This is a genomic window from Achromobacter maghribensis, assembly GCF_057334215.1.
Genome location: NZ_JBHFII010000055.1, coordinates 101,363 through 126,871 on the forward strand (window position 1 = coordinate 101,363; position 25,509 = coordinate 126,871).

20 protein-coding genes, 1 tRNA gene and 1 pseudogene are annotated in these 25,509 nt (G+C 61.4%); 17 read left to right on the forward strand and 5 right to left on the reverse strand.

Going from position 1 to position 25,509, the window contains the following annotated elements:
• Window positions 1-35 precede the first annotated feature (35 nt).
• The 5 genes from ACE039_RS24220 (at window position 36) to ACE039_RS24240 (ending at window position 6,442) form a co-directional block, all read left to right on the forward strand.
• Window positions 36-578 carry a phosphoribosyltransferase gene (locus ACE039_RS24220; RefSeq protein ID WP_105559774.1) on the forward strand — a complete coding sequence of 181 codons (543 nt, stop codon included), beginning with the start codon at window positions 36-38 and terminating at the stop codon, window positions 576-578.
• Between the two features lie 371 nt (window positions 579-949).
• The gene (rpsU, locus tag ACE039_RS24225) at window positions 950-1,162 is read left to right on the forward strand and encodes a 30S ribosomal protein S21 (protein WP_006218592.1); all 213 of its coding nucleotides are present in this window, start codon (window positions 950-952) and stop codon (window positions 1,160-1,162) included.
• 19 nt (window positions 1,163-1,181) lie between these two features.
• Window positions 1,182-3,233 (forward strand): DNA primase, encoded by a 2,052-nt coding sequence (gene dnaG / locus ACE039_RS24230; protein ID WP_485823524.1) that lies wholly within the window; start codon window positions 1,182-1,184, stop codon window positions 3,231-3,233.
• Between the two features lie 844 nt (window positions 3,234-4,077).
• Window positions 4,078-6,354: an RNA polymerase sigma factor RpoD gene (rpoD, locus tag ACE039_RS24235; RefSeq protein ID WP_105559776.1), complete on the forward strand. Its 2,277-nt coding sequence runs from the start codon at window positions 4,078-4,080 to the stop codon at window positions 6,352-6,354.
• Between the two features lie 9 nt (window positions 6,355-6,363).
• Window positions 6,364-6,442 (forward strand) — tRNA-Ile (locus tag ACE039_RS24240).
• Between the two features lie 838 nt (window positions 6,443-7,280).
• On the opposite strand, the gene ACE039_RS24245 is transcribed toward ACE039_RS24240, so the two are convergent.
• The 3 genes from ACE039_RS24245 to ACE039_RS24255 form a co-directional block, all read right to left on the reverse strand.
• Window positions 7,281-8,117, reverse strand: a complete 837-nt coding sequence (locus ACE039_RS24245; RefSeq protein ID WP_485823525.1) for a lysophospholipid acyltransferase family protein — start codon at window positions 8,115-8,117, stop codon at window positions 7,281-7,283.
• 741 nt (window positions 8,118-8,858) lie between these two features.
• Window positions 8,859-10,484: a Hint domain-containing protein gene (locus tag ACE039_RS24250; RefSeq protein ID WP_485811607.1), complete on the reverse strand. Its 1,626-nt coding sequence runs from the start codon at window positions 10,482-10,484 to the stop codon at window positions 8,859-8,861.
• Window positions 10,485-12,587: 2,103 nt separating this feature from the next.
• Window positions 12,588-12,881: a hypothetical protein gene (locus ACE039_RS24255; RefSeq protein WP_105559804.1), complete on the reverse strand. Its 294-nt coding sequence runs from the start codon at window positions 12,879-12,881 to the stop codon at window positions 12,588-12,590.
• A 62-nt stretch (window positions 12,882-12,943) separates the two neighbouring features.
• Between ACE039_RS24255 and ACE039_RS24260 the strand changes: the two genes are divergently transcribed.
• From ACE039_RS24260 to ACE039_RS24310, 11 genes and pseudogenes are all read left to right on the forward strand, one after another.
• Window positions 12,944-13,123 (forward strand): hypothetical protein, encoded by a 180-nt coding sequence (locus tag ACE039_RS24260; RefSeq protein WP_448709637.1) that lies wholly within the window; start codon window positions 12,944-12,946, stop codon window positions 13,121-13,123.
• A 430-nt stretch (window positions 13,124-13,553) separates the two neighbouring features.
• Window positions 13,554-13,820 (forward strand): hypothetical protein, encoded by a 267-nt coding sequence (locus tag ACE039_RS24265; RefSeq protein WP_105559780.1) that lies wholly within the window; start codon window positions 13,554-13,556, stop codon window positions 13,818-13,820.
• Entirely contained in the window at window positions 13,817-15,226 is a 1,410-nt protein-coding gene (locus ACE039_RS24270; protein ID WP_485823526.1) for a pilus assembly protein TadG-related protein, read from the forward strand. The genes ACE039_RS24265 and ACE039_RS24270 overlap by 4 nt, the downstream gene beginning before the upstream one ends.
• Entirely contained in the window at window positions 15,223-15,858 is a 636-nt protein-coding gene (locus tag ACE039_RS24275) for a pilus assembly protein (RefSeq protein ID WP_485823527.1), read from the forward strand. Before ACE039_RS24270 ends, ACE039_RS24275 begins: the two co-directional genes overlap by 4 nt.
• Window positions 15,762-16,601 carry a hypothetical protein gene (locus ACE039_RS24280; protein WP_485823528.1) on the forward strand — a complete coding sequence of 280 codons (840 nt, stop codon included), beginning with the start codon at window positions 15,762-15,764 and terminating at the stop codon, window positions 16,599-16,601. The genes ACE039_RS24275 and ACE039_RS24280 overlap by 97 nt, the downstream gene beginning before the upstream one ends.
• Window positions 16,598-17,449, forward strand: a complete 852-nt coding sequence (gene cpaB / locus ACE039_RS24285; protein ID WP_485823529.1) for a Flp pilus assembly protein CpaB — start codon at window positions 16,598-16,600, stop codon at window positions 17,447-17,449. The genes ACE039_RS24280 and cpaB overlap by 4 nt, the downstream gene beginning before the upstream one ends.
• A complete protein-coding gene (locus ACE039_RS24290; protein WP_485823530.1) occupies window positions 17,446-18,810 on the forward strand; it encodes a type II and III secretion system protein family protein in 1,365 nt (454 codons plus the stop codon). Before cpaB ends, ACE039_RS24290 begins: the two co-directional genes overlap by 4 nt.
• A gap of 4 nt (window positions 18,811-18,814) precedes the next feature.
• Complete coding sequence (locus tag ACE039_RS24295; protein WP_485823531.1) at window positions 18,815-20,503, forward strand: TadA family conjugal transfer-associated ATPase; 1,689 nt, start codon at window positions 18,815-18,817, stop codon at window positions 20,501-20,503.
• Window positions 20,500-21,345: a type II secretion system F family protein gene (locus ACE039_RS24300; protein ID WP_448709610.1), complete on the forward strand. Its 846-nt coding sequence runs from the start codon at window positions 20,500-20,502 to the stop codon at window positions 21,343-21,345. The genes ACE039_RS24295 and ACE039_RS24300 overlap by 4 nt, the downstream gene beginning before the upstream one ends.
• A gap of 49 nt (window positions 21,346-21,394) precedes the next feature.
• Window positions 21,395-22,264, forward strand: a complete 870-nt coding sequence (locus ACE039_RS24305) for a type II secretion system F family protein (RefSeq protein WP_448709609.1) — start codon at window positions 21,395-21,397, stop codon at window positions 22,262-22,264.
• Window positions 22,265-22,329: 65 nt separating this feature from the next.
• Window positions 22,330-22,494 (forward strand): annotated as a pseudogene (locus ACE039_RS24310) (DUF192 domain-containing protein); the annotation flags it as partial.
• Window positions 22,495-22,500: 6 nt separating this feature from the next.
• On the opposite strand, the gene ACE039_RS24315 reads toward ACE039_RS24310, so the two are convergent.
• Both ACE039_RS24315 and ACE039_RS24320 read right to left on the reverse strand, forming a co-directional pair.
• On the reverse strand, window positions 22,501-23,304 hold the full coding sequence (locus ACE039_RS24315; RefSeq protein ID WP_233214296.1) for a BPSS1780 family membrane protein: 804 nt from the start codon (window positions 23,302-23,304) through the stop codon (window positions 22,501-22,503).
• Window positions 23,305-23,367: 63 nt separating this feature from the next.
• A complete protein-coding gene (locus ACE039_RS24320; protein WP_485823532.1) occupies window positions 23,368-24,336 on the reverse strand; it encodes a homoserine kinase in 969 nt (322 codons plus the stop codon).
• A gap of 183 nt (window positions 24,337-24,519) precedes the next feature.
• Here ACE039_RS24320 and dusA point away from each other — a divergent pair.
• On the forward strand, window positions 24,520-25,509 hold a 990-nt coding region (dusA, locus tag ACE039_RS24325; protein WP_485823533.1), incomplete at its 3' end, for a tRNA dihydrouridine(20/20a) synthase DusA.

Genomic DNA, 25,509 nt, shown 5'->3' on the forward strand with positions numbered 1-25,509 from the left:
CCCTTTTCGTATCTTTAAGCAGGAGATGCTTGCCTATGAGCGCGCCGACCAATGATGACAGCCATCTGTGGGTGACGTGGGACGATTACAACCGCTTGATCGAACGCCTGACTTTGCAGGTGCATCAATCGGGATGGAAGTTCGACAAGATTCTTTGTCTGGCGCGCGGTGGTATGCGCGTCGGTGACGTCATGTCCCGCATTTTCGATGTGCCGCTGGGTATCCTGGCGACGAGCAGCTACCGCGAGGCGGCCGGCACGAAGCAAGGCGACATGGATATCGCCCAGTTCATCACCATTACGCGCGGCACATTGTCCGGGCGGGTGTTGTTGGTGGACGACATGGTCGATACCGGAAAGACCTTCAGCAAGGTCTATGATCACCTGAAGAGCCAGTTCGCTGATATCACCGAACTGCGCAGCGCGGTCCTGTGGTGGAAGGGGCATTCCCAGGCAACGCCCGACTACTATGTCGAGAAGCTGCCGACGAACCCCTGGATCCACCAGCCGTTCGAAGATTACGACAGCCTGCGTCCGCATCAGCTCGAGGCCTGGATCCGCAAGGGCTCCCAGGGCTGAGCCGGCACCGGCCAGAGGAGGGGCGCCAGGCAGCCTTCAGGCCGCAAGTGTCCCTCCTAGTAGTCAAAATGGCCATGACCATGCTAGAATCGCTGGTTATCGCTAAACCGAACTTGGCTTGTTACTCTTTGGGTAGTCTTTGGGTAACGGAAACAGCCAGCGCAAATCCGGATAATAGATATCGGATTGCGCTCCAAGGTTCCTCGTTTCCGCGGTACTCGCTTTGTGTTGTGGTTGCGTGCCTGGTCTGCCAGCGCATGCCCATAGGGCGAAGGGATGTTTTCGCGGACCTGGACCCGCGGCAGCGTTGCTGGTAAGCAAGCCAGGTTTGTCATCAACTTTTGTTACCCTACAAGCAGGCCAATCACTTTATGCCTATCGTTCGACTGAAGGAAAACGAACCGTTTGAAGCCGCTCTGCGTCGCTTCAAGCGCACCATCGAAAAGACCGGTTTGCTCACCGAGCTGCGTTCGCGCGAGTTCTATGAGAAGCCCACGGCCGAGCGCAAGCGCAAGCACGCCGCCGCTGTGAAGCGCCACTACAAGCGCATCCGTAGCCAACAACTGCCCCCGCGCCTGTATTGATTTTTGATTCCCGAATCTATTGATTCCAGAATCATTCATCCAGGATCTACTCGCCCGAGTCGACGTCGTCGACGTAGTCGGGCGATATGTGCAGTTGCGAAAGGGTGGGGCCAACCTGCTTGGCCTGTGCCCCTTTCATAACGAAAAAAGTCCGTCCTTTACTGTCAGCCCCACCAAGCAGTTCTACCATTGCTTCGGTTGTGGAGCGCACGGCAGTGCCATCACTTTCCTGATGGAACATACGGGCACCAGTTTCCCCGAAGCCGTGCGTACGCTCGCGGCTTCGGCGGGAATGACGGTCCCCGAAGAAAATCGCAGTCCACGCCAGCAGCAGGAATCCGTGCGCCGTAAGGCCGAGGAATCCCGCCATACGCAGGTGCTGGATGCCGCGCAGGCGCATTACCTGAAGCAGTTGCGTGCGTCGCCAGCGGCGATCCGTTATCTGAAGCAGCGTGGCCTGACCGGTGAAATCGCGGCGCATTTCGGCTTGGGGTGGTCGGGTACCGACCGCCATGGCCTGTCGCAGGTTTTCCCCAATTACGATGACCCCACGTTGGTGGAGTCCGGGCTGGTCATTGAGTCCGAAGACGGTCGTCGCTACGACCGCTTCCGCGAACGCGTCATGTTTCCCATCCGCAACGTGCGGGGCAGCCTGATCGGATTCGGCGGACGCATCATTGGCAAAGGCGAGCCCAAATACCTGAATTCTCCCGAAACGCCTCTGTTTTCGAAGGGCCACGAGCTCTACGGCCTGTGGGAGGCGCGCCAGTCCATCCGCCAGGAAGGGCAGGTGATCGTGGTCGAAGGCTATATGGATGTGGTCGGCCTGGCGCAGCAGGGCATCGCGAACGCGGTGGCCACGCTGGGCACGGCCACTACGCCCGATCACGTGAAGAAGCTGCTGCGCGCCAGCGACAAGGTGATTTTCAGTTTTGACGGCGACGGAGCCGGCCGGCGCGCCGCCTGGCGGGCGTTGCAGGCTTGCCTGCCCGTCTTGCGTGACGATATCGCAATTCGGTTCCTGTTCCTGCCATCCGAGCACGACCCGGATTCCTATGTGCGCGAATTGGGCGCCGAAGCCTTCCGGGCTTGTCTGGCCGAAGCGGTGGCGCTGTCGCGTTTCCTGCTGGACGAACTGGCATCGCGGCACAACATGAACGAGGCCGAAGGGCGTGCAAGCTGCCTGCATGAAGCCAAGCCGCTTTTGGCGGCGATTCCCGAATGTGCGCTGCGTGTGCAGATCGAGCGGGAAATGGCCAAGCTGGTGCAACTGACACCCGAAGAGATGGCGCAGATCCTGGCGCAACAACCGGCCAAGCCGTTTGCGCCCACGGCCGCGCCCAAACCGGCAGGCGAGGTAACGGCGTCCTCCGCGGCGGACCATGAAGGTGGTCACCCGGACATGGGCTATGACTTTGCCGGGCATGATTTTCACGACATTCCTGCCGACGAGCCGGATTTCCCCGATTACGGTCAATTCGCGTCGCAAGGCGGTGGCGAATTCACGGGTGGCGGTCAGCGCGCGGGCGGCAAACAGGAATGGAAGGGCAAGAGCGACTGGAAAAGCAAAGGCGACTGGAAAGGCGGTAAAGGCAACTGGAAAGGGCGTCGAGATAACGACGTCGGGGGCTTCGAAGGCCGCCGCACCATGCCGTCGTTGGCCAAGCGCTTGCTTGGGTTGTTGCTGGCGCATCCCGAACTGGTGGACTCCATGGGAGACCAGCAGCTTGAAGTCATCGACCATGGCCCCCATCTAGGATTGGTAAGGGACTTGATCATGCTGGCGCAATCCAGCGGCGCGCGCCATGTCGGCGCACTGCTGGAAGCGGCAGAGCCCGATTCGGACCTTGCCACGGTGCTCAAGGGGTTGCGAGCGGATATTCTGTCCCAAGAAGACCTTCCAGACCCTCAAACCGAGTGGGATGATGCGTTGCGACGCATTGAATTCGATTCGGCCAAGCTTGAAATGGCCAAGTTGGCGGCCGCCGGATTGTCGACGGACGAGGCGCGCAAGCGCTACGTGGAGCTATCCAGCCGCATGGCAACGCTGAAAGGTGCCGGGATACGCTAAATGCGCTAAAATCAAAGGTTGTCCGCTAGCCGGCGGTTGCTGATGGGTGGACAAAACGCTGGAAAACCCGGCGGGAACCTGGAGGAAGCCTGGAAGAAGGCCAGGCGGGGAAGCCTTGGGTCCGTTAGCCTCTTTGCTCCATTGGTGCGTTTTCAGTTGATTGCAGCTTAATTCTTCCTGAATTTGCTGATAGTCCTGGCGCGAATGTGGGGTTGGTGCGATAGATCACGGAATCTATTGCAGCGGGCGGAATCTAACCCAGTAGTGATGTTGAAGACAGGTTTAAAGGCACGGTTGAAGGCGTGTCTGGAAAGTACTTGTAGGCGCTTTGTGCATGATGGCACGCTGCGTTTGAAGATGTTGAAGATGTGTAGTGCTAGATGTGTAGTGCTAGATGTATAGCGCCATTTGATCCGCAGAAATTATCAGGTCCGCGCGTCAAAATTGTTACATAGTTAATTAATATAGCTGATAGCTGAGCGGTGAATCAGGCAGTTCAACGGCGTGTCGTTTCGCGTAGCGTTAGTGGTCTGGGTGCTGTGTCTACATAAGCTGCTAGGGGTGCATCCCCATAAGCAAGCAAAGCCTATTTATAGGCAGGCAGCCCCCCCAACGCCCGGAATCCGCCGTGGAATGAGGTCATGCACGTCAAGCGTCCCAACGGTATTGCACCGCCCCGACGCCAAGCGGGCTCGCAAGAGCTGGCGCTGCGAACAACGCAGCCGCATGAACTCCGCCGATTCACCAGTTTTACCCGTATTTTGCGCCGCGCCGGGCCACCGTCCAGGGCGGCTTTATGCGGTGCAACATGCCCAAACGGGTTGCGACGACCACGGAAGCGACTATGACCAAATCCACCGGCAAATCCTCCTCTGCAATTGATGCGGCTGAACTCAAGGCCCCTGCGGCCAAGCGCGCCGTAAGCATGGCGGCGGAAAAAGCGCCCGCCAAAACGGCGGTGAAGGTCGCCAAGCCCGCTGCCAAGACGGCTGCCAAGAAGGCAACCAAAACGGCCGCGGCTGATAAGCCCGAAAAAGTGACGAAGGCTCGCGCCAAGAAGGCTGAGGATAAGCTCGCCGACTTGGTGGGTGGCAGCGCGCCCCGTTCGGGTCCGGTACCCAGCGGTCGCCGCCCGGGCCGCCCCGCCAAGAACGCCAATAACGACGGCGATGGTTTCGACGACACGATGGACGGCGAAGGCGAAGTGCTGCCTGACCTGAAGCCGCCCAAGCGCGGCGGCAAGCGCGGCAAGGCAGATCCCAAGGATCTGATCGCCCGTGGCCCCGTCACGCCGGAAGAATACGAAGCGCGCCGCAACCGCCTGAAGCAGCTGATCAAGCTGGGCAAGGACCGCGGCTACCTGACCTACGGCGAAATCAACGATCATCTGCCTGACGATCTGGTCGACGCGGAAGCGATCGACGGCATCATCAGCACGTTCAGCGACATGGGCATCGCGGTCTACGACCAGGCCCCCGACGCCGAAACGCTGCTGATGAGCGAAAACGCGCCGGTCGCGTCCAACGACGACGACGTCGAAGACGAAGCCGAAGCTGCGCTGACCACCGTCGACTCCGATTTCGGTCGCACCACCGACCCCGTGCGCATGTACATGCGTGAAATGGGTTCGGTCGAACTGCTGACCCGCGAAGGCGAAATCGAGATCGCCAAGCGTATCGAAGACGGCCTGAAGCACATGGTCATGGCCATCTCGGCCTGCCCGACCACGATCAACGAGATCCTGGCCCACATCCTGCGCGTGCGGGAAGGCCAGGCGCAGATCGACGAAGTCGTCGATGGCCTGGTTGATCCGGAAGACGGTGAAGAATACGCCGGCGCCGGCGTTACCGCCGACGAAGACGAAAGCGATGACGGCCCCGCGGGCGGCATGTCCAGCAAGCAGCTGGAAGACCTGCGCGTGAAGGCGTTGGCCAAGTTCGACGAGGTCAGCAAGCAGTTCGACAAGATGCGCCTGTCGTACGAGAAGGACGGCTACAAGTCGGACATCTACGTGCGTGCCCAGGAATCCATCCAGAACGAACTGATGGGCATCCGCTTCACGGCCAAGATGGTCGAAAAGCTGGCCGACACGTTGCGCAGCCAGGTTGAAGAAGTGCGCCAGCTTGAGCGCGCCGTCCTGCACACGTGTGTGGACCGTGCCGGCATGCCGCGCACGCACTTCATCAAGGTCTTCCCGGGCAACGAAACCAACCTGCAGTGGGTGGTGGACGAAGTCGCCGCCGGCCATCCGTACGCCGAGACGCTGGAACGCCAGATTCCCGCCGTGCAGGAATTGCAGCAAAAGCTGATCGACCTGCAAACGCGCGTCGTGCTGCCGCTGAAAGACCTGAAAGACGTCAACAAGCGTATGGCCACCGGCGAAGCCAAGGCTCGCAAGGCCAAGCGCGAAATGACCGAGGCCAACCTGCGCCTGGTGATCTCGATCGCCAAGAAGTATACGAACCGTGGCCTGCAGTTCCTGGATCTGATCCAGGAAGGCAACATCGGCTTGATGAAGGCCGTGGACAAGTTCGAATACCGCCGCGGCTACAAGTTCTCGACGTACGCCACGTGGTGGATCCGTCAGGCCATCACGCGTTCGATCGCCGACCAGGCGCGTACCATCCGTATCCCGGTTCACATGATCGAAACGATCAACAAGATGAACCGGATCAGCCGTCAGATTCTGCAGGAAACCGGTGCCGAGCCGGATCCCGCGACCCTGGCGCAGAAGATGGACATGCCGGAAGACAAGATCCGCAAGATCCTGAAGATCGCGAAGGAACCGATCTCCATGGAAACGCCGATTGGTGACGACGATGACTCGCACCTGGGCGATTTCATCGAAGACACGTCCACCCTGGCACCTTCGGACGCGGCTCTGCACGGCTCCATGCGTGATGTGGTCAAGGAAGTGCTAGACTCTCTCACCCCGCGTGAAGCCAAGGTTCTGCGTATGCGTTTCGGCATCGAAATGAGCACCGACCAGACCCTGGAAGAAGTGGGCAAGCAATTCGACGTCACGCGTGAGCGCATTCGCCAAATAGAGGCTAAAGCGCTGCGGAAGCTGCGTCACCCCAGCCGGGCCGATAAGCTGAAGAGCTTCCTGGAAGGGCAGTAATCGTTTCCTGGGCCTCTAGCTCATGCCTGGTTAGAGCAGCGGACTCATAATCCGTTGGTGCCGAGTTCGACTCTCGGGGGGCCTACCAAGAAAATCCTGAGTAATCAGGTACCTACAGCCGCCAGCAATGGCGGCTGTTTCGTTTTTGCCATTTGACTGTGCCAAGCCCGATGCATCCGTTGGCGGCGTCTGCTGTGAGGCTGGACATGGCGCCCCGGCGCTTGTATTAGTGTTTTGCCGGAAAGTCGCTGGGCCAGCGCATGGCTTCGGGCGCTTCCGATGCGCTTGGGTCTGGTACTTCGGCGGGCCGACTGTCGGGTCTTTCCGACACGCGCCTTTCCCCCGTACCAAACAAGCTTGTGGCCAGAATCTTGACTAGATCGCTGTCTTGCATCGCCATCCCCTTCAGCAGAGAACTTCCTTCATCTCATCCTGCGGGCTCAAAGCCTTGCAGCGTGTCCGGTATACGCTATTCCCAAATGCGAGGCTCTGCCATCGGTAGGAAGTCGTATCCCTACAACCTAGTCATCCCGCTTGGGTATGGGCAAACTATCCCGGGCGGCTTTTCGTCGGGGCCTGTCCCAGGAGTGTGTAAGGATTGCGCATTTGGGAGCTCCGAAAAAAAGGCCCGCCGTAGCGGGCCTTCAGTTCAGTGTTTTGGTGAAAAATCGCTGGGCCACCGTAGAAACTTGTCAGTCGGGTTTTGAGAGTCCATAGTGGCCTCCTATCGCAGGGTTTACTTGCCAGTTGGACCGTGCCATGTAGCACCGGTTCAACAATTATCGAACGGCGAGCGACTGCGAAACCGTGGAAAACGACCAGCTTAAGCCCTTACTTCGCGTGCGCGAACAGGGGCTATTTTCATAAGCAATTGATATATAAGGAATATGTGTCTGGATTGATGTGCTTCGGCCTAATGGCGGATGCTAGGCGCGCAAGTAATAGAGTTGCAGCCAGTCGGACAAATATGTCTGGATGACTGTGCTGAAATGCGCATCCAATTGCTGGGCTACGGCGTCCATGTCTTCGGGGGTGGCCGTTGGTGGCACAACCACTGGATTGCTCATATGGAGTGTATAGCGCACGCCAGGAAGACGTTCGAGGTGCACGGGAACCAGTCGTGCGCCGCTGGTCGCCGCGAGGCGTATTGCTGCGGAGAGGTTTCCGCCATGGGGCAGCGGCCGGCCAAACGTCGGAAAATGGATTTGCTTGCCGCGCGCTTCGTCCAAATGGAGGAGCACGAAAGTGTCGGGCCGTTGCAACTGGCGTAGCAGTTGCCGAGTGGTGCCGATCCCGGGTGGCAATATTGCGGCATTGGCGCGCGGGCGTAGCTTGACACTCAAGCGCTGGCGGAACCGGTTCAAGAATGGTCGCGTGACTGTCGTGCCATGCCGTCCCGTCAATGCCAGCAACGCGCCGCCCATGGTGTCGCCCAGATTGGCCGTATGCACGGTGACGAAGATCACCGGCCGGCGGTCTTGCAGAATTTCGGCCAATGCGGAAGGGTCCGCCGCCTGCACCCGCGTGCTGTTGCTGATGCGGTCGCTGATCAGCGTTTCCAGGAAGGTGCGGCCGGCGTTCTGTCGCAGTTGCGCGATCAGATCGTTGATTTGCTCGCCGTCGCGCAGGTCCGGCCGCAACATGGCTAACGCGGTGCGTGCCCGTTGTTCCATCTCTTTACGCTCAGCCCGGCCGTAACGCCCACGCCAAGCTCCTATCGCCGAACAACGCTCGACAGAGATAAGGCGGAGCAGGTAATACAAGCCGAATTCCAAGGCCCCGCTTGCCGGATCTTGCAGCCAATAGCGAACCCAACGACGAAGTGACTCCGGCTCCCACAACGCGGATAGCAGCCTGGGCGGTACCGCGTTCAGACCTTTAGGGGGGCGGACGAGCGGGACGGTGCGTTTATGCAATACCAGCATGGGGCAGCCTGTAATGGAAAGAGCTACGTGCACTTGGAAGCCTAGCTGCGTGATGGAGCGGCGGCGTCCCAAACCTGATGATCGAGGGAAGCGTGGCTGTCCACGACTCACGCCGGAAAAGCCCCGTAATCCATACCGCAGGCGTTATCCGGGGGCTAACCGGAAACCGCGGCCCACATCGTGTCGATCGATTCTGTGATGCCACTTGGCTCCGCAGGTCATGCAGCAATATTGGTCAACGCGGCCCCCGGTTTCTCTCGCCAAAATGGGGTTCAAGTGTGCGGCCATAGACCCCAGGAACCGGAGCGCGGGGTGGGGGTCCGACCTAGGGCGGCATACCGCCAAGGCATGGCAGGGGTCGCACAGCCCGACCTCGATGTGAACGTCTTTGGTGTCGCCATAGGCGCTTATGTGACGATATGGCTCTAGTTGCTGCATGCAGATCTTCTCCAAACCGGAGCTTTGGTGTTTAAGTGAGCGCGCCTGGCCCCTGAATCGGCTTCGCACTCGAACGTGCGCACGCCTGAGGGGCGCTCAATGCGTGCCGCTTCTGCGGCAACGCATTGAGCGCATTGGTACTTAGGCTGCCTTCTTCCAGTAGGTGTAGGTCCGCAGGATGTGCAGTTCGATCGCCGTTGCGCCTTCAAGCAGGGCTGCCGGGATCCGTGCGGCCCCCCCCGTCCAGCGCATACTCATTCCATGGACATCCTGCTGTTCGTGCAGGCCTTCCAGACGGGGATCTTGCAAATCAATGGCATGACGGCCTGAAGGCGTTTCCACCACGATTTGCGACAAACCGACGCCGACCTTGCGAAGGTCCCGGCGGGCATGCGCGGTGGTGTCGCGAACCACGGCCGAGTTCGACGCAATGATCACGTCGTCGTCCACAGGGGCCGAGAGTTCGAAACGTACCGAGCCTTCGTTGGGACCGTTGACCGACTCGATGGTGTGGTCGCCGATCTGAAGGTGTAGGCCGGTTTCGGTGACGCGGCGGATGCCCGTAAGTTGTTCCGCACGCTTGAGAATCGATTTGCGCAACGCCTCGATGACCGGACCGCCGCGCACGACTTCGATACCTTCGATCTGCGGGCGTCCTTCGGTGACGCCGAAATCGGGGTTCATGGCGACGCTTGGGGCGTTTTCGAACATGTCGCGGTTGCCCGTGTCGACATACGATTCCGCAGCAGCCCCTTCCGCAATGAGGATGTCGAATTGATCAAGCTCGACGTGGAAGTATTCGAACGACGTGCGATTGAATTCCTGGGTAACCGTCTGGCCGTTGACCAGCAGCATGGCCGGTACCAGCTTGCCGTCGAAGTACATGTGGTGGCCCGGCGAAACGTAGAGATCGCGATTGGGCACATTCGGAGCCAAAGAACCGGCGCTAAAGCGCACGGGATACGCGCGAATCGCGTCCGAGGCCTTGATGCGGCTGCTGTTCAGCTTCCGATGGCCAACCCACTTCACCGTCGCGATTCCGCCACGGGCGGTAAGAAGGCGATCGCCGGCCTGAATCTCTTCCACCGGCTTCTCGCCGTCCACTGTTGCAATCCGGGTGCCGCGGAGATAGCAAGCGAAAACCACATTACCGGAACCGTCGATGCTGAAGGTGGCGCCGGCGGGGTAGTCGGTGATTTGAAAGGACCCCAGATTGGTAGTGATGGGAATCGGGCCGCTGGACACGAATTGCACTTGCAGCACGCCAGTAGCTTCATCGAAGGAAACCTGGTTGCCGACCGTATTCGCGCCGATGAGGTTGTCTTTTTCGACGATCAGTTGGTCGCCGTTAGAGAGGCCCGAAATCGTCGGAAAGGTGGAAAGATTCAGATCGATCGTCGGCATGATCACTTTCAGCGTGCCGGTGCCGTTAGCGTCGAAATTGATCTTGGTGTTTTCCAGCAAAGAGACGTCAAGTAGTTCGCCTCCGTATTGCAGGGAGGAGTCTGCACCAATGTTGTAGGTGATGGCATTTGCGGCGGTCACGCCGGCGACGCCCGAAACCACGACATTCGCTCCGTTGATCGCGCTGACGGTGTTGGTTTGCAGTACGCCTGCGCCCACCGTCGGATTCAAGGTTACATCGACGCCGTCAACGATAAGGTTACTGTTGCCCAGCAGTTCGGCATTAATAATGTCGTCTGCAGGGGCATTCGTGGAGTTAATGATCTCGGTGGTATTCGATCCAACGGAAATATCCAGTGCCATGCTGTCCTCGGATTTTTTGCGTAAAGGTGTCCCCGCCGGGTGCATAAATGCACTCGGACATATTCTTGGGGCGAGAAATGAACGCTACCTAAGTCGTAGCTGGTGAGGTGGCGCTAACGGAAAATGGGCGACATTGACTTTCTCCCATATGGAAAGTTGTGCGAGTGAAACGCGCTAGAACGGTGTCAGTAATCGAGGGTTCGAGTTACTCGAAGCAATTATTAATGAAGCTGAGTTACTCATTTATAGGGATAACCCTATATGGAAAAAAAACGAAAACGTTTTGCAATCAAAGCAAATTACAGTTACCAAATCAGCGAAAAGGGCGGATTTATGCCTAGTTTTACGAGTAAAAAATACGAAATTTTTCAGAAATAGCTAAATTTCGCCTAAAAAAGGCAAAAATCGGCCCCTAGTGTCAAATTATTGCGAAAGTGTTTTATATCGAAATATAACAAGCGATGATATTTTTAAGCAGGCATTCAGAATTTCGGGCGAAGTTACAAAATATTCTTCTGAATCATATTTGACGGCTTGTATTTATTTTTAATCTCTATTTTTTTATAAACCGGAGTTTTCGAGTACGTGCACATGGTGTTGTGCAACGTATCCGGCTATGCGAATCAGATAGCCTGAAGAGCCCAACGGCCGATCTCGGGGAAACGCAGAGGGCGTGATCAATCTGCGAAAAAATACGCGGGCCGGCGTGAATGGACGGCGAGCGCCGGCTTCGGCCGCGGCACACGGAAAGGAAGGCGTGTGCGTTCTATGTGGTATTTCGTTGGCACCGCGGTCGCGGGCCAGGAGAGGGCCTGCATATCGCCGGGAGCGATACAGGACGAGCGCCCTCCTGCATGAGGAGATGCTCTGTACGTTGGATCAGACCGCTAGGCGGAATCCGTCCTCGACGCCCCATTTGCCGATTTTGTGCAGCCAGCGGGTGTCGCACTGTATGCATCGATAGTGATTGATGCGTTCGACGGCATCCTGATCGCCAGGACGGGAGTCACCTTGCGGAGTAAAGCCTTGATACCGGAGGTTGTCGTGGGGAGGAATCCCTGCCATACCGGATGCCAGGCTATAGCAGGCGTCGCACAACACGATTGTCACAGGAGCCTCTATTCGTGCTGAGTATTGCAAAGATAGGCTGACTGCGCCGCGTTGAGTTTGCGGGCCGTCAGGCCGAGCCTACGACGAAGGCGCGTTCGAAGGGGCCATGTCGTGGTCGGGACGAAGAACGAGTACCGAAAGAACACTGTATGAGGTGACATTTTGTCGTCCCGTTGTTACGACCATTCAAAAAGGGGACAGACTTTATGTTAAGAGTTCTTTCCATGATATTCAAGCGAGCACACGCCTGCATCCCCCTCTTGGGAAGTTGATGTGCCCACTTCGTTAGCAATTTGAAAATTAATAATTCAAAAATAAACTTTATATATCTGACTGACCACTAAATGTATATATTTGATACTTGTGCACGCCTGATCACGTGCGGCACCTCAACGGCGGAGTTAACCAACCGTTGCGGGCCGGCTTCACCTTCCAACCGATTGTGGGGCAAGGGAAAGGACTGTCACCAAGCTGTGGGCTTCAGTTCGTTTGAAGTGCTCTATTCGACGCATGTAAGGCATGCGCCCATTCAGTACTGGGTTCTCCATCACTGCTTAGATGCCAGAAGTAGAAGGCAAAGCCGGGCAGGGAGAAGTTCTGAAATGAGCGCTGCTTGCATTGAGAGAACCGGCGCGTACGGATCCGGGGAGTCTGGACTATGCTCTATTCGAGCTCACGGACGCGCCAGGAACGTTCGAGATGCGCGAAGATGCCGTAAGGGAGATGCTGACCTCGCGACTGCTCACGCTGTTTTGCTTTGAATCCTTGCGACGCAGAATTGGAATACGGAAGGGCATCATTGCGAACCCTTACATTGCCGTTACGAATAAGCAGCTAGGATTCCGATATTCGAAAATTGGATGCGTAGTATGAATAGCGAGAAACCGTCGCCCGAGCCGAACAAGCGGCGCTGGCCATTCGGATATGGCGAGGAACGGGAATGCAAGGTGGCTGCCAACGTTTGAAAGAACGTCGGCGCCGTCGCGGTGACGCCTAACGAGGCGCCATTCCTTTGCTTAGCCTGACCGGCGCTTCCAGCAGCGAGGCCGTCATTCCGTCCCGTTCGTGGACACAGGGCTCTTCCCGCAAGCCCTTCATGAAATCATCATAGAGTTCACCCGTCACGCCAGCTGGCCGCTTCAAGTCGGCGGAGAGCTGATAGGCGCGCAGCAGCACGGATCGCAGCCGTTTGACCTCCCATAGCAATGAGATGACGTCGGCGTTCCAGGGCTGGCGCTCGCGGATGTTGCGCAGGTCGGCGTGGGTGAGGGGGGCTTTGAACGGCATGGTGGAAGACACTGTTTGTATATACAGTATATTCCACAAAAAAACGGGGCCATTCCTTTCCTTTGGGGGCGGTAGGCAGGGCGATAGCGCTGCCTGTCAGCCGTCCGTCGGCATTCGCGCAGTACGACCTGAGCAAGCGGGATGCGGCCAGCGGCAACAGCTTGTTCTCGATGATCCAGATGTTGGCCATCGGGTTGGGCGTGACGATAGGTGGGGGGCTGGTCGGCATTTCGGCACGCTGAAGCGGGGAGCGGAACCCGGCGCGGACGGGAGCGGGGAATGCTCGAAATGAGCGCGCTAGCTGCGCGCCAAAGCCCGCGCAGAAATGGAAGAGCGCCCCAGCTCTAGATGAGTCTGGGGCGCTCCTGCCCGGCTTCGCACGCGATGGGTGTCAGACAGCCCGGCAACTCCAATCTACTGCCGGGGTAGGGCCTCGGCAATAGGGAAAACCCTGAAAAATTAGCGGGTTACAAGATTTCCCCCGCTGACGTTTTTCGCAGGGCTCGGCGTGGCAGGAAGTCGCGCGGCCGGGCTTTCCTTGGCGCCTGGGACGCGCCATTCAGGCGTGTCAATGCACCTGTGCCCATTTTGCCCGCCTCGGCATCTGCGAATTGTCGTCCCTGCCTGCCACGCCGACACTGAATCCCACATTCATTGCATCGGAGAGCAGACATGTGGGGCATTCGTAAGCGTCAGTTGGGCCAAGGCATGACCGAGTACATCGTGGTCGTCGCGCTGGTCGCGGTGGCCGCAATTGCCGTCTATCAGTATTTCGGGCAAGTCGTGCGTTCCCAAACCGCCGCCATGGCCCGCGAACTCGCGGGCGAAGACGGCAGCACGCAGAGCCGCGCGGCGCAGCAGGCGGCGCAGAAGGCCGCGGCTCAGACCAAGGCACGTTCGCTCAAGTCCTTCACCGGCAACGCGGCGGATGCGAAGTGACGCTGCCAAGGCGTACGCAAGCCGTCCGTCAGCATGGCCAAGCGTTGGTCTTGGGCATGCTGATCGTGGCGGTCGCCGTGGTGTCCCTGGTTGTGCTTTACAACCTGGGCCAAACGGTCGAAGGCCGGGTCCGGCTGACGCACGCCGCCGATGCGGCCGCCTATAGCGGCGCGCTTGAACAAGCGCGCACGCTGAACGCCATCGCCTATGTCAACCGGACGCAGATCGCCCATCAGGTTGCGATGGCGCATCTGGTGACGCTGGCGGCGTCCGCGCAGTACGGCCGCACGCTGCAGTCGCAGCGCAACCGCGGCAATCCTCCCGTCAGCTTGATTGCGATGCTGTTTGGTCCCGACATGGGGTTGGCCTATCGGGCGGGTCGGGCGCTGCCGGACGCCGAGGCACGACTAGCCGGCGCCTTCGCGCAGCATGATCGTGTTGTGTATCAGGTGCTTGAAAAGGCTGCGGCGTCCGCCATGACGGATCTGCCTGCGTCTCGCGACCGTGTCATGCGCAAGGTGCTTGCCGCCAATTTCTCGGAAGACGGGGCGGAGGCAAGCGCGGGCGCGCAGGGATTGACCTTGCAGATGCTGTCGGATGCATGGCCGGGATTCATCGAACGCAGCGCCGCTACGCGCCAATCTGGCCTGCGGCCAGCGGTCGAGCAGGCGGCTGAGCGTTACGAGTTCCTGAAGAAAAGGAACTACACGCGACGTAATCCATGGCTTGTCAGTACCCGCTGCCCGTTCTTTCGGCACGAACTGCGTCGTCGTGGATCGACCTGGCTCGGGCCGGATGGCCGGTGGGGGGCCTTGGACACGCAGTCATTCCATGCGCTGCGGTCCAATCGCTGGATAGGTTGCTATTACCGCGAGTACGCAATGGGTTGGGGCACCGCGCAAGGCCAGAAGAGCAAGGCGCCTGAAGGCGTGGAATACGTCGAAGAACCGCCCGTGGATTTTTCGCAGGCAGACTTCTGGCGGTGGGTGGAGCAATCGACGTCGTGGGACCTCGTCAGCGGCTTCACGAATCCGATGGCCAATTCGTACGCGATGGCATCCGCGCAGCGATGGCCGGGCGGCGGGCTGCCCGTTTTTCGAGAGGTCGCCGCCGCGCGCATGGGAGATTCTCTGCGTTTTGCGGTCGGGGTGAGCCTTGCGGGTGCCGTGTTGAAAACCACGGACGCGGACAGCGCGCTGTCCCCACCAGCCGGTCTGTTCCGATACGCCGGTGTGGGGCAGGCAGGCGCCATCACGGTCACCAGCGCCGCCGAGACCTATTTCCTGCGGCCCGAACAACGCGCGGATGGGCGCGGTGAATTCGCCACGCTGTTTCGGCCGTACTGGCAGGCGCGTTTATCCGCTGTCAATTCCCAGGAAGCCTTGCTTGCCAGGAGATCGCCATGACCACGATGCGGATGAGGAAACGGCACATCGTTCGTCAGCAAGGCCAGGCCATGTTGGAAGCACTGTTGCTGCTGCCCCTGATGGCGGTGACGGTGTGGGCCGTGGCTGGCATCGGTGGCCTGCAATTTCTAGCGCAGCAGATGTCCCAGGCCAGCCGCAAGGCGGTGATGGCCGGAGCGCTGGGGCAGCCGCTCGCGCCTTCGTGGTCTCGCGCGGCTACGGTGCTGACGAAGCAAGGCAAGACGTTGCGGGGTATCGCGACGCCTGGCCTGAACGCTTTGCAGGACGAGTGGTTTGGCGTGGGATTGCAGTTGTTGTCGGTGCAAGCACAAGCGGTGCCGCTGCGCGTTGATGCCCCGTTTGCACTTCCGATCATCCGCCAGACGCGGGTGGCGATTGGCGCCGGGCATGCCGACGGGGATGCCGATGCGCGTCGTCGGATCGCCAATGCGCCCACGGCATGGCGGCAGGCTGAACGCGGGTCGCTGACGCAGGCGCGTCGGGTGGGGGCGCTAGTGCAACGCATGGACGGTCCGTGGGGCAGGCCTTCGGTGTCGACGGACTGGCTCTCGGCGTGGGAAGACGTCGTGCCTGCGGATCGGTTGGGGAGACGTGGAGGGAAGAGTCGATGAATGCGTACATGCTTGCGTGCTTGCTGCGGAAGGAGCGCGCCTTTGCTGGTTCGTGCCGGTTGATGCTGGCCGGCGGTTTGATGGCGTGTGCAACGGGGCTGATAGCCGCGCCGGCGTCGGATGATCGAGCGTTGCCAAAGCCCAAGGCGTCGTCACTGAACCGGCTGCAGTTTCCCGACGGCGCGCGCCATGCGCTGCTGGCCGATCGCTTGTGGCTGTATGGACAACCGGCCGAGGTTCTTGTGTTCGACGTGCCGATGAAAGCGCCGGACCTGATTCGCCATCTGTCGCGGCAGCAGTCCGCATTGGTGGATTTGAACGTGCTGCCCGGGCAGTTGATCCTTTCCGGCACGATCGGCGACGAGCAGTGGGTGGTGCAGATGGAGGACGCCGGTGCTGGGCGCACGGTAGGCAGTATTTCCACGTTGCGCGTTGTGGCGGCATCTCAGGCATCGTCGCGGGAATCGCCCGAGCCCGCGTGGTTGCCGGAAGGTTCACGCTTGCGGCTGGATTTAGCCGTCATGGACGAAGGCGTCAGGGTGACCGAACGGATCTGGCAGCATGCGTTCACACCAGCGCGGATGATATCCGTGCTGGATGCGCGCCTATTGCAGAATGGATGGCGGCGTCAGGCCGGCGACGGCAAGGTGCAGGCCTGGGCACGGGGCAGCCACCGTCTGCGGATTTCCGTGGCGCCGCTGGATTCCGGCAGCGGCCTGCGCGTCAGGGGATGGGCGTCATGAAGGCCTTGATCATTCACGGCGTGCAGCGCTTGCGCCGCGTGGGCGTCTATGGCCTGGCGTTGACGGCGGGCCTGGTGTCGGCGTGGGCCGTGCGCGAGCATGTGCAGCAACGCGTGCAGGCGCTGGAGGCGCAAGCCCGTACCCCTGTCGTGGAACGCTTGGTGGCCGCTTATGACTTGCCTGCGGGCACGCGGCTGGAAGACATGCATCTGGCTGTGCGCGAAATCCCCGTGCAGTGGGCCTCCAGCGCCAGTCTGGATCCGTTGGATCTGAGCAGCCTGCTGGGGGCGACCCTGGCGGCGGACGTGGCGCACGGGGAGCCCCTGTTGAAGACGCACCTGACCTTCACCCCTCCGGCGCCCGCGTTGGCGTCGAGGCTTCGCTCTGGCCAACGGGCACTTACCGTCGCCGCAGGCGATCTCGGAGGGTTGGCCGAGATGCTGCGCGCCGGCGATCTGATCGATATCTACGTGAGCTTTTCACATCGGCAGCGCGAGCTCACTGTTCCGTTGCTGCAAGGCATGCGAGTGTTGACCGTGGGGGCAGAGGCCGATTCCGATGGCGCGGGCGTGGGCAACATTACGCTGGCCGCCGAGCCAGACGAAGCGGTGCGTTTCATCGCGGCCAGGCAGGCGGGCTCGCTGACGGCAATGCTGCGTCACCGTGATGATGCGGCTGCCGTAAAGGCGTCGGCTCAGACGGATCTGGCATCGCTTGTTGGTCTGGATGCCGAGCCCGAGCCGACTCCAGGCGTGAGCATCCTTTACGGAGACCGGGTGGATGCGCAAGCCCTTGTCGTTCCCCAAGGTCATGCCGCGATGACCGCCTTTGAGACGGGGCGGCCATGAGACGTATCGTGTTGATCCTTGGCGCGATGGGCTTGTGTCTGTGGGCGCCCGCCGCGTGGGCCGAGATGGAAGTGCTGCAACTCCAAGTGGGCGAGACGCGCGTGCTACCGCATCCCGGCGTGAAAAGGGTGGCTATTGGCAACGGGCAGGTGCTGAGCGCCGTGGCGGCGGAAGGCCGTGATGTTGTGATTTTCGCCCGTGCGGAAGGCATCTCTTCGGTGCACGTCTGGACCGCGAAGGGGAGGCCGACCGCCTACGAAATGCGGGTTGTCGCCGCGGGCGCGCCGCGCTTGCGGGCGGAAGTCGAGGCCTTGCTTGCCCGAATCCCGGGCGCGCGTAGCACAAATGTGGGCGAGCGCATCTTGATCGAAGGCGACGATTTGTCCGATGACGACAGGTCCCGTATCGCCGCCCTGGCCGAACGGTACCCTGCGGTGCTCGACTTCACCGGGCAAGTGGGCTGGGACCGCATGGTATTGCTGGATGTGCAGGTGGTCGAGATTCCCACCTCAAGGTTGCGAGAATTCGGCGTGCGTTGGGATGGCATGACGCAAGGGGGGATAAACGCGGGACTGGCGTGGGACGCGGGAGCGCTGGGCAGGATGACCCGGCCCGGAGACTCGGTGATCGAGACCGTGGGACCGGCATCGTCGGCTGCGGGCTATTTCGGCGTCAATGCGTTGTTGTCCGCGCGAATCGCCGCACTGGCGCAAACCGGCGAGGCCGTGATGTTGGCCCAACCGCAACTGCTTGCGCGCAGTGGTTCCAGCGCGACATTCCTGGCTGGCGGGGAAGTGCCTTACGTGTCGACCGATTCGCGCGGCAATCCCACGACGTTGTTCAAACCGTATGGCGTATCGCTCAACATCACGCCGCGCATCGACCGCAACGGAGTAATCCGCTCGTTGATCGAGGTGGAAGCCAGTTCGGTGGATGCCTCGCTTAGCGTGGCCGGCGGTCCGGCGTTGCGCACCCGGCGCGCGTCCACCGAATTCAACGTGCGCTCGGGTAACACGCTGGTCATCGGCGGGTTTCTATCCAGGGAGCAAGGGGAAGAAGTCAGCGGTTTGCCTTGGCTGCAGAACATTCCCATCCTGGGGGCGCTGTTTGCGTCGCGCCGCTATCAACAGCGAGAAACTGAATTGGCGATTTTCGTCACGCCAAAGATCGTGTCGCAAAGTGAACCTGCCATGGCGGACCGGATACGGCGTGGGCGCGACGTGCTGAACGCCACATTTCCCGAGCCGCCCCGTTTGGGCACCTCAGTGCCATTGGCAACGGGAGGTTGGGATCCTTATTCGGGGGCCGGTTCCCAATGGGCGGCCGGCGATGACGTGGCTCGGACCCTGCTTCGGGAGTAAGACGATGCTTGATATTGAGATGACTTTCGAGGACGCGGGCGTTCGCCGCCTGGCGGCTGCAGCGCCGGTATTGATCGGACGGAGCGCGCAGTGCGATCTGCGTATCGCGAACTGGCGGGTCGGCAGGCAGCACGCTCGCCTGTCGCGCGAGGATGCCGATATTGTCCTTGAGGACCTGGGCACGCTAGCCGGCACAATGGTGAATGGCGTCAGGGTAGTGCGACATGCGCCGGTGCTACCTGATGACGACATTCTGATCGGCCCCTGCCGCCTGAGGGTGCAATGGGACTCGTCCAGTGCTGCACCAATGGCGGATGCTCAGGCGCACGAGGCCGCCGAGTCCGTGGCGGCCAGTCCTGCGTCCGTCTCGGTGTTGCCGCACGCAGCAAGGATCGCGCAGCCGGTGGCGCCTCAACGGCTTCAGGAACGCCGACGATTGCACGCGGCGCTGCTTGATGGGCTGGACCTGCGCCGACGCGATGTGGCGGGCATGAGCGACGGCACATTGCGTGCGGAAGCGGAACGTCTGCTGACCCAGATCGTCGCCACGGATCCTGACTTGTCCTCCGATGTGGACAGGGCGGCCCTGTGCCGCGAGGTGCTGGATGAAGCCGTTGGCCTGGGGCCGCTGGAGCCCTTGCTGGCGGCGCCCGACATTACCGAAATCATGGTCAATCGCTATGACGAGATCTACGTCGAACGTGCCGGCCGGCTGTGGCGGCATCCCGCAGCCTTCACCAGCGAGCAATCCGTGCGTTGGGTGATCGAACGCATCGTGACGCCGCTGGGCAGGCGCATCGACGAGAGTTCGCCCATGGTCGATGCTCGTCTGCCTGACGGGTCGCGCGTGCACGCCATCATTCCGCCTGTCGCCATGAAAGGAGCAAGCCTGACCATCCGAAAATTCCCGCAGCGACGGCCCAAGATGGCCGATCTGATCGCCGCGTCTTCGTTAAGCGACGGCATGGCGCAGTTCCTGGCGGTATGCGTCCGGATGCGTAAAAGCCTGGTGGTATCGGGCGGGACCGGTTCTGGCAAGACGACGTTGCTGAACATCCTTTCAAACGAGATTCCGGACGGCGAACGCGTCGTCACGATCGAAGACGCGGCGGAGCTGCGGCTGAATCATGATCACTTGGTTGCGCTGGAGGCGCGCCCCGCCAACCAGGAGGGCAGAGGGCATATCGATATCCGCGAACTGGTGCGCAATGCGCTACGCATGCGGCCCGACCGGATCGTCGTCGGCGAGTGCCGGGGGGCCGAGGCGTTCGACATGTTGACGGCCATGAACACCGGGCATGAAGGCTCCTTGACGACGCTGCATGCGAATTCTCCTCGGGATGCGCTGGGCCGGCTGGAGTCCATGATCTTGATGGCCGGCCTGGATCTGCCGTTGTCGGCCGTGCGCGAGCACATTGCCGCCAGCGTGGATCTGGTGGTGCAGCAGGCCCGGTTGGCGGACGGTCGCCGGGTGGTGATGTCGATCGTTGAAGTCGCGGGCATGGAAAGCGGGCGCATCCAGCTGTTGGAATTGTTCCGGTACGACCGCGTGGCTGGCTTTTTGGGGTGTGGCGCCTTGCCCGGCTTCGCGCGGGAGTGGAACGATGAAGGCGTGCCCCTGGACCCCGCCTGGTTTGCGGAGACCGGCGGCGCTCGTCCTGGCCCGGCGAGCGTTGTACAGGGCTTGTCATGATCTGGCTGGCGGCGGCGGGGGCGATGTGCTGCGTGGCCATTCTTGCCTGGCATGCCCAGGGCTGGTTCGCGCCGGCGTTGCGCCGGTACCGCGAGTTCTATACCCAGGACGCCGGCGTTCGCCTGAGCGAAGTATTCCTGTTCATTGATCCGGCGCAGCTGTGGGCGGCGGCCGTCGCCTGTGCCGTGCTTGCGGCGGGGCTGGCGCTGTCTGTGTCAGGCAGCGGCATCGTGGCGGCCCTGTCGGCGGGGCTTGCGTCCCGCGTGCCCCGCTGGACGGTTGATCGGCTACGGCGCAGGCGGGCAGACCGCTTCGAGCAACAGCTGCCGATGGCGTTGTTGATGCTGGCGTCCGCATTGCGTGCGGGGGTTGCGCTGGCGACCGGATTGCGGCACATCGTGGAGCAGAGCGGCGCACCGTTGGCGCAAGAATTCGGACTGATGCTACGGGAACAACGCATGGGGGTGCCGTGGGATACCGCCCTAGAGAACCTGCATGCCCGGATGCCGGCGGATTCCACCTCGTTGGTGGTCGCCGCCATGCGCATTGCCGCGCAGACCGGAGGCAATCTGGCCGAGGCGCTGGAGAGCATCGCGCAGACTTTGCGGGCGCAGCTGCAATTGCAGGCGAAGTTGCGGGCACTGACGTCCCAAGGGCGCTTGCAAGCCTGGATTGTCGGTGCGCTGCCATTGCTGCTGCTTGCCGTGCTGGACCGGCTGGAGCCAGAGATCATGCGGCTGTTGTGGCATACGCCGATGGGGTGGGGCGTGCTGGCCATCATCGCGGTGCTAGAGACCGCGGGAGTGGTGCTGATCCGGCGCATCATCCGGATCGACCTTTGACCCGGTTTAGGAATCCGATTCCCGTGTTGAACATGAAAGAGAGGCCAAGATGTGGCTGCAATTGGGCATGTTGACGACGGCTCTGGGCGTTGGCGGGTTGGCGTGGGTTGCATTGCGCCCGTTGTTGCGGGACAAGCAGGTCGCCGCTGCCTCATTGCCGTGGTGGTGGCGGGCCGCCTGGCCCTGGGTGTCGGCGGTCGCCCCTTGGGTGGGACCCCTGTGTTCCTGGCGCTTGCGCATCCGGCTGACGCGGGCGATCGAGCAAGCCGCGTTGCCGGCAGGCGTCAGCTACGCCCACATGGCGGCGTTGTCCGCAAGCGCTGCCGCGGGGGCGGGAGGTCTTGCCGCGGCCGTTGCGGCACTTGCCGACCCCGCACCGTCCGTCTGGGCGTCCTGGATGATTGCGGCGGCCTTGGCGGCGGGGGTGGCCCCCGCGCTATGGCTGCGCACCCTGGGCGAAAAGCGCCGCCGCAGCATCGAAAGGGATCTGCCCTTCGTTTTCGACATGATGACGTTGTGCGTGGAGGCAGGCTTGAGCGTGCAGGGCGCTCTGCAACTGGCAGCGCAAAGCGGGCCGCGAGGCGCGTTGCGCGACGGCCTGGCGGACGCGTTGGCGGAGATGCGGGCAGGCGTCTCAAGAACCGCGGCGATCAAGGCATTGGCCGACCGCTGCAATAGCCCGTTGGCGCGAAATTGGGCGGCAGCCTTGGCGCAGGCGGAATCGCTTGGCATCAGTCTGGGGCCGGTATTGCGTGCCCAGGCCGCGCAATGCCGTAGCGACCGTCATGTTCGGGCGGAGCAATTGGCCATGCAGGCCCCAGTGAAGATGCTGCTGCCCCTGATCGGTTGCATATTTCCCTGCACCTTCATCGTGCTGGCGTTCCCGATCGCTGTCCAATTGCTTCAAAGCGTGCAATGAACCGCCGTGCGTCGTTGCCGGTAGACCGTTTCAGGTTGGTGCGCGTGTCGACCTGGAGCGGCCGGATGCGTGGTCTGCTGGGGCGCCGGCCGCCGGGGCGGCGGTCCGGCATTTTGCTGATGCCCTGCGCCAGCGTGCATACCTTTGGTATGCGCTACGCCATCGACGTGGCGTTCGTGTCGCGGGAAAAGCGGGTGATCGGGGTGCGCAGGGCGTTGAAGCCCTGCCGCATTGCCCTATGCTTCGGCGCTGTGGCCGTTGTCGAGATGCGAGCTGGCGCGATCGATGCCAAATACGGAGGTATAGGCAGGATAGAAGCTGCAATACAGAACGCCGCCCGCCGCGATGTTGAACGGAATTTGCAGCGTGCCGGCGAACTGGGGCGATAGGCCCATCGTGACCAGCAAGCCCGCGCACAGGTCGATGAACAGGAACACCAGGGCCCAGGTGGCGCCGTACACCAGGAAGGGCCACTTATTGCGCCAGCAGGCGATACCCGAGAAGAACAAGGCCTGGACCAGGCGCAGGCCATGCCAGGCCACCAGCACCGGCGCATGCCAGAACAACGCGGCGATCACGACATAGATGATGGCGAAGATGGTCAACGGAACGCGCATGGCCATCAGGATGGGGTCCAGCGAACGTTCGACCGAAGCGATGCGATAGGCTTCCGCCATCGAGTCCATGAAGGGCAGGAAGGTCAGCAGGCCGGCCACCATGCTCAGCCCCGCATACAGCAGGCCCATCAGGAACAACTTCCTGAACACCCCGGGCTGCTTGAGGGGCTTGCCCCACATGGATGGCAGCATGACGCGGTCGGCGTCCACGTGCTTGCACGCCGAAAGCGTCATGAGGGTGATGATCGGCATCAGCGCCACGACCAGGATTGGTCCGACGGGAGGAGTCGCGCTGGCGAAGACGACCAAAAGGCTGATGAACATGGCCCAGGTGAACATGGCCAGAGGTTGTTTGCGGAACAGACGGAAGCCGTCTCGAACCCAATGCCAGCCGGATGTCGCGGGTAGGAATGCTGCTTGCATGGCTCTCTAAAGGGGTGATCTCTCAAAAGGGACGCGCTAACCCCATTATGGGGGGCATAACGGTTACGGCAATATTGGCAAGCCCGGGCGGTGGCGCGCTTGCAACACTCTTTCGAAGTGCCGCGGATCGTGGGGCTTGAGCGTCTGGGCCGGCCGGGGCAGGAAAAAGTCGTACAGGCGGGATATCCAGAAGCGCAGCGCGGCACCGCGCAGCATCACCGGCCAGACCTCGCGTTCGGCGTCGGTGAACGGACGTACGCGGGCGTAGGCGGCCAGCCAGGACTGCACCAGTTCGGGGACGAATTCCCCGGTGTCGCGGTCGATGCACCAGTCATTGACGCTGACCGCCACGTCGAACAGCCATGTGTCGCAACCGGCGAAATAGAAATCGATGATGCCGCCCATCAGCGGATCTTCGAATGTGCCGGCGAACAGCACGTTGTCCCGGAAGAGGTCGCAATGGGCCGGGCCGGTCTGCAATGCCTGCCAAGTGGGTGTAGCTGCTGCCGCTTCTTGGGCGGCCAGTTCCGACTGCAGCAATCCGGCTTGGTCGGCGTCCAGGAAAGGCATGACCTTGGGGGCTGTTTCCAGCCACCAGGACAGGCCGCGCAGATTGGGCTGGTGGATCGGGAAGTCCTGGGCGGCCAGGTGGGCGCGGGCTAGGGTAGCGCCGGCCAGGGCGCAATGGGCGGCGCCCGGAGCGGGTTCGTAGCCCCCCGGCAGGCGGGAAACGATGGCGCAGGGCTTGCCGTGCAGCGTCGTCAGGCGGGTGCCGTCACGCAGGTTCTGCGGTTGCGGCACCGGGATGCCGCGCTGGGCCAGGTGATACATCAGTTCGATGTAGAACGGCAATTGCGCCTGCGTCAGGACCTCGAACAGGGTCAGGACGTATTCGCCCCGCGTTGTGTACAGAAAGTAATTGGTGTTCTCGATACCGGCCGTAATCCCCCGCAGCGAAACCAGCTCGCCCAGGTCGAATTGCGCCAGAAGGGCGCGCGCGTCGTCGTCGGATACGGGAGTGAATACGGCCATTGATATAGAGGGGTGAGGGGGTTAACGGACGCTCGGCCATGCGTGTGCGGCGGCGGCGGCGCAATTTTAGACCACATAGCGGGCGGGGTTGCGATGATCGGCCAGCGGCGCGCGTGCACCCTGCCGGACATAATGCCGCTAAGCCCGTAAAATACCGCATCCCCTTGTTTTGTAGAGTGATTCTTGGACTCCCCCGACTGGCGGCTGTGCGTCGCCCCGATGATTGACGTGACTGATCGCCATTGCCGCTATTTCCACCGGCTGCTGGCGCCTCGCGCACGCTTGTATACGGAAATGATCACCACGGGCGCGCTGCTGCACGGCAGCGTTTCGCGCCATCTGGATTTCGACGAAGCCGAGCATCCTGTGGCCCTGCAGTTGGGCGGCAGCGAGCCCGACGCGTTGGCGCACGCCGCCAAGCTGGGCCGGCAATGGGGCTACGACGAGATCAACCTGAACTGCGGCTGTCCGTCGGAACGCGTGCAGAAGGGGGCTTTCGGCGCGTGCCTGATGGCGGAACCGGCGCTGGTGGCTGACTGCATGAAAGCCATGCAGGATGCCGTGGACGTTCCGGTCACGGTCAAGCACCGCCTGGGGCTGGACTACGAGGAATCCTACGCGTTCGTCCGCGATTTCGTCGGCAAGATCTACGACACCGGGTGCCGGGTTTTTATTGCCCATGCCCGCAATGCGGTGCTCAAGGGCTTGTCGCCCAAGGACAACCGTGAAATTCCGCCGCTGCGGTATGACGTGGTCAAGCAGCTGAAATTGGACTTTCCGGATTGCACGTTCGTGCTGAATGGCGGGCTTGCCGATGCCGAGCAATCCGTCCGTGCCGCGGACGAGTTCGATGGCGTGATGCTGGGCCGGGCGGCCTGGCATACGCCGCGCGTGCTGTCAGAGGTGTCGTTGCAACTGTGGCCGTCCGTGCGGCTGCCCAGCGACGCGCAAGTGGTGGATGCAATGACCGAATACGCCGCGCGCCAAGTGGCCAAGGGCGTGCCGTTGCGCGTGATGACGCGGCCGATGTTGGGCCTGGTGAACGGGCAGTCGGGCGCCCGCCGCTGGCGCCGCATGCTGTCGGATCCGGCGCTGCTTGCCGCGAATAACCCCGAATTGATCTACGACGCCTGGCGCAGCCAGCGGCAGGCGCCGGAAATGCGCGGCGCCGCG

What these genes read in the sequence shown, in the direction of transcription:
- ACE039_RS24220 (WP_105559774.1), top strand. Translation starts at nt 36, where the DNA reads ATGAGCGCGCCGACCAATGATGACAGCCATCTGTGGGTGACGTGGGAC.
- rpsU (WP_006218592.1), top strand. Translation starts at nt 950, where the DNA reads ATGCCTATCGTTCGACTGAAGGAAAACGAACCGTTTGAAGCCGCTCTG.
- rpoD (WP_105559776.1), top strand. Translation starts at nt 4,078, where the DNA reads ATGACCAAATCCACCGGCAAATCCTCCTCTGCAATTGATGCGGCTGAA.
- ACE039_RS24250 (WP_485811607.1), bottom strand. Translation starts at nt 10,484, where the DNA reads ATGGCACTGGATATTTCCGTTGGATCGAATACCACCGAGATCATTAAC.
- ACE039_RS24255 (WP_105559804.1), bottom strand. Translation starts at nt 12,881, where the DNA reads ATGCCGTTCAAAGCCCCCCTCACCCACGCCGACCTGCGCAACATCCGC.
- ACE039_RS24265 (WP_105559780.1), top strand. Translation starts at nt 13,554, where the DNA reads ATGTGGGGCATTCGTAAGCGTCAGTTGGGCCAAGGCATGACCGAGTAC.
- ACE039_RS24275 (WP_485823527.1), top strand. Translation starts at nt 15,223, where the DNA reads ATGACCACGATGCGGATGAGGAAACGGCACATCGTTCGTCAGCAAGGC.
- cpaB (WP_485823529.1), top strand. Translation starts at nt 16,598, where the DNA reads ATGAAGGCCTTGATCATTCACGGCGTGCAGCGCTTGCGCCGCGTGGGC.
- ACE039_RS24290 (WP_485823530.1), top strand. Translation starts at nt 17,446, where the DNA reads ATGAGACGTATCGTGTTGATCCTTGGCGCGATGGGCTTGTGTCTGTGG.
- ACE039_RS24295 (WP_485823531.1), top strand. Translation starts at nt 18,815, where the DNA reads ATGCTTGATATTGAGATGACTTTCGAGGACGCGGGCGTTCGCCGCCTG.
- ACE039_RS24300 (WP_448709610.1), top strand. Translation starts at nt 20,500, where the DNA reads ATGATCTGGCTGGCGGCGGCGGGGGCGATGTGCTGCGTGGCCATTCTT.
- ACE039_RS24305 (WP_448709609.1), top strand. Translation starts at nt 21,395, where the DNA reads ATGTGGCTGCAATTGGGCATGTTGACGACGGCTCTGGGCGTTGGCGGG.
- ACE039_RS24315 (WP_233214296.1), bottom strand. Translation starts at nt 23,304, where the DNA reads ATGCAAGCAGCATTCCTACCCGCGACATCCGGCTGGCATTGGGTTCGA.
- ACE039_RS24320 (WP_485823532.1), bottom strand. Translation starts at nt 24,336, where the DNA reads ATGGCCGTATTCACTCCCGTATCCGACGACGACGCGCGCGCCCTTCTG.